Source organism: Roseomonas genomospecies 6, assembly GCF_008365375.1.
In the GTDB taxonomy this organism is placed as follows: domain Bacteria; phylum Pseudomonadota; class Alphaproteobacteria; order Azospirillales; family Azospirillaceae; genus Azospirillum.
This window is the reverse complement of sequence record NZ_QOKW01000059.1, coordinates 1-9,659: the sequence shown is the minus strand read 5'-3', so window position 1 is coordinate 9,659 and position 9,659 is coordinate 1. Positions and strand designations below refer to the sequence as shown.

The window sequence follows — 9,659 nt, the reverse complement described above, 5'->3', positions numbered from 1 at the left end:
GCGGCAGCGTAGGATCAACCATGGCGGGTGGGCGCTCCGAAAACGGCGGGGATTGGCTTCAGCACCCAAATTCTACGGCCGCTCAACGGATGCCGCTACACCCGCCAACCCTCGTGCATAATCCCGGTTAGCCGATGCCGCCGACCAGAACGTCAGTTTTGATCTGATCAGCTTTGCGCAGTGCGGACCGCCCCGGCACGAAGGGCGTTTCTCGCCCGCTCAGCGCACAGAATTGAAGCAGGCGATCGGCGGCACGAGCCTGCGGAGTTCGACCGCGCTCGCCGATGCGATCGATGCGCTGTCGGGACTGATTCCACGTGAGGCAGGTTCCGGCCGTCATCTCAACGTCGTCCTCATATCGGACGGCTATGACAGCTGCGGTGGCGATCCCTGCGCGGCGGCCGCGCGGCTGGAACGGGAACGCCCGGAGATCAACGTGAACGTCCTCGCCATCAGCCGCTCCATCGATGCCATCCGTTGCGTCGCCGAGCGGACCGGTGGCCAGTTCCTGCAGCCCGATGCCGTAACATCGCTCGCGCCGCTGCTGAGAACGGCCGCTGGACAGAACGTGCCGGACCACTGCCGATGAAGCGCCGGATTACCACCCGACAGGACGCAGAGAGACAAGGAAAAGGGTCAAAGGAATGAGCGTGAATGGGGAAGGCACCAATGGGGAGCCTGGGGATCGACAGAGCAAGGGCACCGCGCCATCCGGCGGCCACGCTCCGGACCAGCTTCCGGTCGTCGTGATACCCCACCGCCCGTGGGTAGCGCCAACCATCGCGTGCCTCGTCGCCGCGATCGTGCTCCTCTTCCTCCTGATTCCGGGTGTGCTGCGCTACCCTGCCGCTCTCGCGCCGGAGCCCGCCGCCTTCACGCCGGCTCCCGGCGCGCAGGCCGCGACCAACCGGGCTCTGGAGGAACGCATCGCCAGCCTGCGCCGCCTCCTCGACGCCCGTGTATGCGTCGCGCCGGACGGGTACCACCTGCCCGACGGCCCCGCCGCGGCCGCGGTGCAGCCACAAGACCGTGCGGCGCTGCCAGCCGCCCCTCCCGACCAAACAAGGGTGCCGCCCCAGTCCGTCCCGGAGAACCGGCCCTTCTCCGGTTCGCTGCTCGACCTGCTCGACCAAGCGACGGTTCTGGTCCTCCAGACCGACGCCGCCGGGAAGGTGCAGGGGTCCGGCACCGGCTTCTTCGTCGCGCCGGGCCGCGTCCTCACCAACCGGCACGTCACTGCCGGCGACGCCGGGCGCAAAATTCACGTGGTCAGCCGGGCGACCGGTGTCGCGACCGCCCAAATCCTGGCGGAAAGCGCCGACGGCGAGCCGGGCTCGCCGGACTTTGCGCTGCTCGGCGTGCCGGAGGGGAACGGCGCCAATCTTCCGGTGCCGCTGTCCTTCGCGCCGCCCGCGGAGCGGCTGGTCAACGTGATCACCGCCGGTTATCCCGGCATGGTCCTGAACACGGATGGGCGGTTCCAGCAGTTGCTGCGCGGCGAACAGACCGAGTTGCCGACCGCCGCCGTCACGGAGGGCGTGGTCACCGCGGTGCAGTCCGGGGCCGGCACCGGCATGGTTCTGCACACAGCGCAGATCACGCCGGGCAACAGCGGCGGCCCCCTGGTCGACCGCTGCGGCCGGGTGCTGGGAATCAACACCTTCATCCAGGCGCGCGAGGAGGGCCGCATGAACTATGCGCTCGCCGCCGCCGACGCCAGCCGCTTCCTGGCGGCGAACAACGTAAGGGTGCGCGCCGCGACGGGCGCCTGCATCCCCCCATCCGGCACGCCCGCTCCGCCGCCCGCCGCCGGGGCACCGGCCACCGGGACCCCGGGCGCTGGTCAGCCCGCCGCTCCGAAGGCGGAGTGACGGGTATGGTCCGCAAGCCGATCGCCGACACTACCCTGGCCGGACTGCGCCCGCTGGGCGTCGCCGGACGACGCGTGCTCGATTCTTGGGAGCAGATCGACAGTTACCTGCGCACTGCCCCCCAGCCGGGCCTTGCCGACCTGTTCGCCGAGCCCGTCGCCCAGCCCGGCGGGCGGATTACCTGGTTCGCGCCGGAGGGCAAGTCGGTCAAGCGCTTCCAGGACTTGTCCCCCGCTGACCAGGAGACCCTGCGCGCCGCCCTGGAGGCGAAGGTGGCCCAAGTGGAGGCCATGGCCGGGCCGCTGCTCGGTTCGAGCAACCAGACCGCGCGTCTCATCGGCGAAACCCTCCAGCGCGCCTTGAGCCTTCCGGGAGATTCCGAAGGGATCAAGAAGTTCCTCTTCTCCGTGGACGGAGAGCCGGTGCTGATCAACTGGGGCACCGAACCGGAAGGCGCACTGCCCGCCCACAACCCCCTTAAAGAGTTCATACGCCGCGCGGCCCCGCCGCCACCGCCTGCCGCGCCGCCGCCGGTCACCGTACCCCCGGCGGAGCCTCCGGCGGCGGCGCCCGCGCCGGTGCCGATCCTGGTCGAGCGTCCCTTCGCCTGGTGGTCCCTGCTCTGGCTTCTCTTCGCCCTGCTGACGGCCTGGATCTTCTACGTCTTGATGATTGGGTGCGGTATCTGGCCCGGAGGGAGCCTCCTGAACCATTGTCCGGTGCGGCCCATGGCCATGGCTCCGGCCCCGGCCCCCGAGTCCGTCCGCACCGACGCGCTGCGCGCTGAACTGGCCTCGCTCGAACAGCGCCTCGAACAGGCGCCCCGATGCGAACCGCCGACACCGGCCGCCCCCCGGCGCGCCAATTCCGAGTTCGACCGGCGGATGGCCGAATCGGGGGCCGCCGAGGGTGAGCTGACGGTCACGCTGATCTGGAACACCTCGGCCGACCTGGACCTTCACGTTGGATGTCCGGACGGTGCGGAGATTTACTTCCGCAACACCACGGCCTGCGGCGGAGTGCTGGACGTTGATGCTAACAGCGCCAGCCCGATCGCCCGCCCCGTCGAGAACATCCACTTCCGCCAAGCCAAGCCAGGCAGCTATCGGATCGAAGTGAACAACTTCAAGGACCGGGGCGCCGGGAGCAGCAGCTTCCAAGTCCGGGTCAAGAAGGGCTCCGAGGAGACCGTCTACGACGGCCAACTTGGGACCAGCGGCAAGGTGCGGGTCGTGGACGTGACGATTCCTTAAAAACCGGACTGCCCGCCAGGTCGGGATTGCGCACCGCTTAGAGTAGACCGTCGAGAAGCCAAGGACGTTCGAGCAATGTTGAAAAGCCTGTTCCGCTGGCAAAAAGGCAGCGTCGTCACGCTGATCCCCAACACCGGCATCCAGTTTCTCGACTTCGGCGTGACGGCCGCCTTCGCCGGGCAGGTGCGGCAGCATTTCTACTGCCAGCCGCTCGCCGGGGAACTGGAGGACGGCCGGCAGCCCGTGCAGCTGCATGAGGTCAGCCACGACGAGGAAAAGCAGCCCTATTACGAGGATCCGGCCACCCGCATGCGGATGTCCGTGGACGAGGAGGACGTGTTCCTCGTCCGGGGCGACCAAGTGCTCGACCTCCTCGCGGGGCGCTGGATGCCGGCCCCCGTCCTGCGCATCCTGGAGGATGGGGCGTTCGACGAAGGCCCGTTCAACTGGTCGCGCCTGTTCGTCACCAAGCTGCCGGAACCGGATGCCGACGGCAACCGGTGGCGGGTGACGCTGGCGCTCGACACCCTTCTCGGGGCGCGTCCCGCCGGCAACCGGTACGTCATGCCCGAGCCCCGGGACGCCACCGACATGGCGCCCTTCGCGCTCGCCACCTGCTTCCGGGACGTGACCCCCTTCCTGAACACCGAATGGGTCCGCTCCTGGCTCCGTGACAACCACCTTGCCGCGGAGAGCGCGCGGCGCAACGGCCGGAAGGTGACGCTCGATGGTCTTCCCAACGGAGGCATCTACTGGGCGAGCTACGCGGTCCTGCTCAAGGTGCTGGGCGACGGCAGCGCGCCCGACCGTCCCGTCGGCGCGCCGGATGGGCCGATCCTGCCGCGCCTGCGCTTCCTGGACGAGTCGCCCTACGCGCGTGACCAGAAGCCGATCCCCGTGAACCTCGTCATCGACATCGGCAACAGCCGGACCTGCGGGATCCTGATCGAGGACTCCTCGGAGGGGACCCAGCGGCTCGACATGAGCCAGGCTTACCGGCTCGAGTTGCGGGATCTGTCCAACCCGGCCCACACCTATGCCGATCCGTTCGAAAGCCGGATTGAGTTCCACACATCCAACTTCAATCTCGGCGCCTACTCGCGCATGTCAGGGCGGCCGGTGCGTGACGCCTTCTGGTGGCCCAGCCCGGTGCGCGTCGGGCCGGAGGCCGCCTGGCTCGCCTCACTGACCGACGGCACGCAAGGACGCAGCGGGCTTTCCAGCCCCAAGCGCTACCTGTGGGACAAGTCGGAGCGCGCCACCCCCTGGGTGAACAACGGCGGACTCCTGCCGGTGGGGGAGCGGGTGCCGCCGATCCGCGGCCCTATCCCGAGCAAGCTCAAGCAGAACGGCAACAAGCTGAAGCCGGGGGACCTCCCAGGCATGAAGCCCGCCTATTCGCGCCGCTCCCTCTACATGCTGATGCTGACGGAGCTTCTGGCGCACGCGCTGATCCAGATCAACGCCCCCTCCACCCGCGCCCATCGGGCGCGCAGCGAGGAACCGCGCGTGCTGCGCAACGTGATCCTGACAGTCCCTTCGGCGACCCCGGTGGCCGAGCAGAAGGCACTGAAGGTTCTCGCGAAATCCGCCATCGATCTGTTGTGGGAGGTGATGGACTGGGACGCGAACCAGCCGCTGCGCCGGCGCCCCGAACTCAAGACCGAATGGGACGAAGCGACCGCCACACACCTCGTCTATCTCTACAACGAGATCACGCAGAAGCTGCAAAGCGCACCGCGCGATTTCTTCACGATGATGCGCCGCAACCGGCAGGACTCCGGCGGGCGCCCCATGCTGCGCGTGGCCAGCATGGACATGGGCGGTGGAACCACCGACCTGATGATCATCCAGCATGAGGTGACGGACAACGACCGCACCATCCTGCCCCGCCAACTCTTCCGCGAGGGTTTTCGCCTTGCCGGCGACGACATACTGAAGCAGGTGATCGAGGACGAGGTTCTGCCCTGCCTGCGGCAGACGCTTGCCGAAGCAGGGGTGCCCTACCCGGACAATTTCCTGGTCGAGCGCTTCAGCAGCGAACGCGAGGGCATGTCCCAGCAGGAACGGACCCTGCGCGCCCTGTTCGTCAACCAAGTGCTAAGGCCGGCGGCGCTCGCCTTGCTGAGCCGTTACGAGGCGGATGCTCGGCATGTCGGCGACGAAGAGCTGGTCCTGCGGCTGGCCGACAGCTTCCCGGCGGACCGGCAGCCTCGGCGCGCCGTCATCGACTACGTCGAGGCTGCCGCCCAGCGAAGCGGGGGCTCCGGCTTCAGCCTCGACCACGTGGTCCTGCGGACCCGGCGCTCCAACATCGCCGCGACCATCCGCGGTGTCGTCCGTGGCATGCTGACGGACATCTGCGACGTGGTCCGCTCCTACGACTGCGACGTCCTGCTGCTGTCTGGTCGGCCATCCTGCTTCCCGGTCATCAAGGACATGATCATTGGCCAGGCGCCGGTTCCGCCCAGCCGGATCGTGCCGATGGACTCCTACGAAATCGGCAACTGGTACCCGTTCCATTCCGCCACCTTCCGGGTCGAGGACCCGAAAACGACCGCGGCGGTCGGGGCCATGCTCTGCCAGGTTTGCGCCGGTCAGGTGGAGGGCATGCTCGTGCGCACGGGCGACTTCCGCATGCGCTCCACCGCCCGCTACATCGGCGTGATGGAGATCAACGACCAGATCCGGACGGAGAAGCTGATCTTCTCCGACATCGACCTGGACAGCGACGAGCAGGCCACCAGCCGCACGGTCGCGGTGACGCCGCCCGCCTTCATCGGATACCGGCAGCTTCCCCTGGAGCGCTGGAAGACGACGCCGCTTTACTTCCTCGACTTCCGGAATTCCGCTGATGCCGGCCAGCTGGCGATGCCGCTCTCGGTGACCTTCGAACGCAAGAACGAAGCCGTGGAGGATGACGAGGGCGCCCTCGAGGATTTCGACGTGCAGCAGGTCAAGGACGCCAACGGCGAGGACGTGACCGACAGACTGAAACCTCCGAGCCTCCAGACCCTGCGCGTCGAGCGCGGCCAGGAGGCTGGCTACTGGCTGGACAGCGGTCTGCTCACCATGAACTCGCAGGGCTGAGAGGAAGATACTCCCCATGGTACGCGATAAGGATCAAGCCCTCGGCAAGAGTTCCCTGTCCATGGCGCAAGCCGCCAAGGACGCCCTAGGCTGGATATCGGACAACGCCAAGCTCATCGGTCCGGCCCGCTCCGGGCTGGAGCGCAGCCTGAAGACCCACATCGTCGAGGCCAACCGGCTGGCCACCGCCGCCGTGCGCCCGATGTCGGCGGCGGTGTTCGGGCCCAGCCAAGCCGGCAAGTCCTTTCTGATCGGCAAGTTCATCACCCCGACCGAGCGGCCGGCCAGGGTGGTGTTCGGCGAAGGCGTCGAACGGGAGGATTTGGACTTCCTGAGCCAAGTCAATCCCCAGGGCGGCAAGGAGACCACCGGCCTCGTCACCCGCTTCTCCATCACCCCCTACCCCACCCCGCCCGGCTTTCCCGTGGTCCTGCGGCTCCTGCGCGAGGTGGACCTCGTCAAGATCCTGGCCAACAGCTTCCTGTTCGATCTCTCGGGCACCTACGAGCCGCGCGACCCGCTGCACGTCTCCTGGATCGACCGGATGGTCGATGAACTGGAACCGCAGGCTGGACGCACACCGGCGCCGGGCCTGCGGATGGAGGATGTTCTGGAACTCCGCGAGTATTTCGAGGAGAGCCTGACCGCCCATCCCTACATGCAGATACCGGAGCTGGCGGAGGCCTACTGGCCGGCGATGGAACGGCTGCTCCCGTTGCTGAGCGGACCGGCTCGTGTCCGCGCTCTTTCGCCGCTCTGGGGCAACCTGCCGGAGTTCGACGGTCTCTTCACCGAGCTGAAGGGCGCGCTCGACCAGCTCGCGCACTCGGCTGTGGCGTTCGCCCAGATGGAGGCGATTCGCGACACCTCCGCGGGTGTCCTCCATGTGGACCGCATCTACGAACTGGCCCAGAGCCGTGGCCCGGGCGCGCAGATCGTCCGGCTGGCGCTGGCCGACCGGACCCAGGTCTCGCTCCGGAAATCGGTGGTCACCGCCCTGACGTCTGAACTGCGCGTGACGCTGGACCGGGCGCCCTGGCCGTTCCTGGAGCACACCGACCTTCTCGATTTCCCGGGAGCCCGCTCCCGCGAGGACAAGACGCCCGAGAAGTACCTGAGGCGGGACGTCAAGGCTGGCGAGCGCCCGCCCCGCGAGAATTGCCTGCTGCGCGGCAAGGTCGCGGTGCTGTTCGACAATTACGTGGCCGATCTCGACCTCAACACCATGATGCTGTGCATTCCCGACAGCAACATGGAGGTCGCGAAGCTTCCCGAGCTGGTCGAGAGCTGGATCGTCAAGACCCACGGGGCCACTCCCCGGGAGCGGGCCGGGCGCAGCACCAGCCTGCTGTTCTGCATGACCAAGTGCGACCGGCTTTTCGATCTCGCGGCCGGCGCCGGCATGGACCAGCAGATCGAGAACCGCTTCGACACCAATTTCCGGTCCTTCCCCGGCTGGACCACGGAATGGCACCCGAACCGGCCCTTCGACAACAGCTTCATGCTGCGCAATCCGAAGGCGGTCGAACAGCAGAGCATCTTCGTCTATGACGGCCCACCGACCGACCGGGTGGTGCGCGACGAGGCTGCTTTGACACCCGATTTCGAGAACCGGCTGCTGCCCACCTTCCGCAAGGCCCTGGCCGAAAACCATCTGGTCCGGACCCATGTGTCCGATCTGGACCACAAGGTCGACGCCATGATGGCCTTCAACGACGGCGGCGTGTCGCACCTCGCCGAGGCGCTGGCGCCGGTCTGCGCGCCCGATCTGAAGTACGATCAGATCCGACCGAGGGCCGAGGCGCTGGCCTCGGAGCTGTCCGCCAAGTTGTCCACCTATTTCGACAAGGACGACATCAAAGAACGGCTGGACCGCCGCACGGCCCGCGCGATGGAGGCGTTCCGCGCCCTCGGCGCGTCCGGTCAGCCGATCGGCCTGTTTCTGCAGGAGCTGGGGGTCGAGGAGCTGGCGCTCCGGCAGGCCTATTTCGACTTCGCGCGGCGCGACCGGAACGCTGCCCAAATCGCCAACGCACCCGCCGCGAAGCCGCCGGCCGACGATTTCGGCATCGATTTCGACGCTCTGAGCGGGTCGTGGGGATCGGCGGCACCGGCCGCCCCGGTCCAGGCGGCGCCACGCCGCGAGACCTACGGCAGCGCGGCAATCGCCCGCTGGCTCGACGGGTTGCTGCGCAAGACCGGGAACAGCGCCTTCACCAGCTATTTCGGCCTGACTCCGGAGCAGTTCCAGACCTTCGCCGATGAGCTGGAAAGCGGCGCCCGGCGGCTCCGCCTGATCGAGCGCATCGATGCGCACACCGACAAGGTCATCGGCTACCGCCAGTCCCCGGCGGCGACCGCCGCCGCCGTAGCCCTGGGCACGAGCCTGATCGTCAACGATTTCGTCAGCGACGCCGGCCGCCGGCTCATGGAGGACGCCCCCGATGCCGACATCGCCGCGCAGGCGCGGAGCGCCTTCACGGCGGTGCGCCCGCTTTCGCCCGGCGACCTGCCGGACCTGCCCGCCGACGAGGCCTCCCTGTCGGCTCTGCGCCGGCAGTTCCCCACGGAATGGGCTAGGGCCTTCCTGGCCCTGACCCGCGAGAACGCGTCCTCGAGCGCCGGCCAGCTGGTCGACCCAGAACAGAACGCCCGCCTCGGCGCCATTCTCGACGCCTTCCGCCTTTGACGCTACCCGCCTGCACAGTGAGCCACGATGCGCCTGCCTTATGAGATCAAGGACGACGACCATTACCCGAGGGGCGGTGTCGCCGCCGTGGTGATTCCGGCCGCTGCCGGCCGCGCAAGCGGCCCGGTGGACGTCATCATCGCCCAGGAGGATCCCGAATCCCCCTATCTCGGCCAGCGGGGCTGGCAGGCGGTCGAGTACCGCTGGCAGGACTCTCCCGTCCGCGACGAAGGGACCGACCTCGTCGTGTCGCTGGGCGAGCGGGTCACCGCGCTCATCGAGGATTTTACGCCGGTGCGGATCCTGCTGCCGGATCTGAAACTCGAGGGGCAGGCCATGTGGCAAGGGGTCACCCCCCCCTCCACCGCCGTTCCCCCCGCCGGCGATCCGAGCGCCCGCGGCGGCTCCTCCTTTCTGACGCCTCCGACGACGGCAGCACCGCCACCACCACCACCACCACCACCACCACCACCACCACCCCCACCCCCGCCGCCCCCACCGCCACTCCCCCCCCCCCCCCCCCCCCCCCCGCCCCCGCCCCCCCCCCCCCCCCCCCCCCCCCTCCCCCCCCCCCCCCCCCCCCCCCCCCCCCCCCCCCCCCCCCCCCCCCCCCCCCCCCCCCCCCCCCTCCCCCCCCCCCCCCCCCCCCCCCCCCCCCCCCCCCCCCCCCCCCCCCCCCCCCCCCCCCCCCCCCCCCCCCCCCCCCCCCCCCCCCCCCCCCCCCCCCCCCCCCCCCCCCCCCCCCCCCCCCCCCCC

At 69.0% G+C, this 9,659-nt stretch carries 5 protein-coding genes; all 5 read left to right on the top strand.

Annotation, left to right across the window (positions count from 1 at the left end):
• Positions 1-232: 232 nt before the first annotated feature.
• Positions 233-589, top strand: coding sequence for a vWA domain-containing protein (locus DS843_RS30500; protein WP_149472567.1), 357 nt, complete (start codon positions 233-235; stop codon positions 587-589).
• A gap of 55 nt (positions 590-644) precedes the next feature.
• Positions 645-1,871, top strand: coding sequence for a S1 family peptidase (locus DS843_RS30495; RefSeq protein WP_149472566.1), 1,227 nt, complete (start codon positions 645-647; stop codon positions 1,869-1,871).
• Between the two features lie 5 nt (positions 1,872-1,876).
• Positions 1,877-3,124: a hypothetical protein gene (locus tag DS843_RS30490; RefSeq protein WP_149472565.1), complete on the top strand. Its 1,248-nt coding sequence runs from the start codon at positions 1,877-1,879 to the stop codon at positions 3,122-3,124.
• 75 nt (positions 3,125-3,199) lie between these two features.
• Positions 3,200-6,214, top strand: a complete 3,015-nt coding sequence (locus DS843_RS30485) for a virulence factor SrfB (RefSeq protein ID WP_149472564.1) — start codon at positions 3,200-3,202, stop codon at positions 6,212-6,214.
• A gap of 16 nt (positions 6,215-6,230) precedes the next feature.
• On the top strand, positions 6,231-8,903 hold the full coding sequence (locus DS843_RS30480) for a virulence factor SrfC family protein (RefSeq protein WP_149472563.1): 2,673 nt from the start codon (positions 6,231-6,233) through the stop codon (positions 8,901-8,903).
• Positions 8,904-9,659 lie beyond the last annotated feature (756 nt).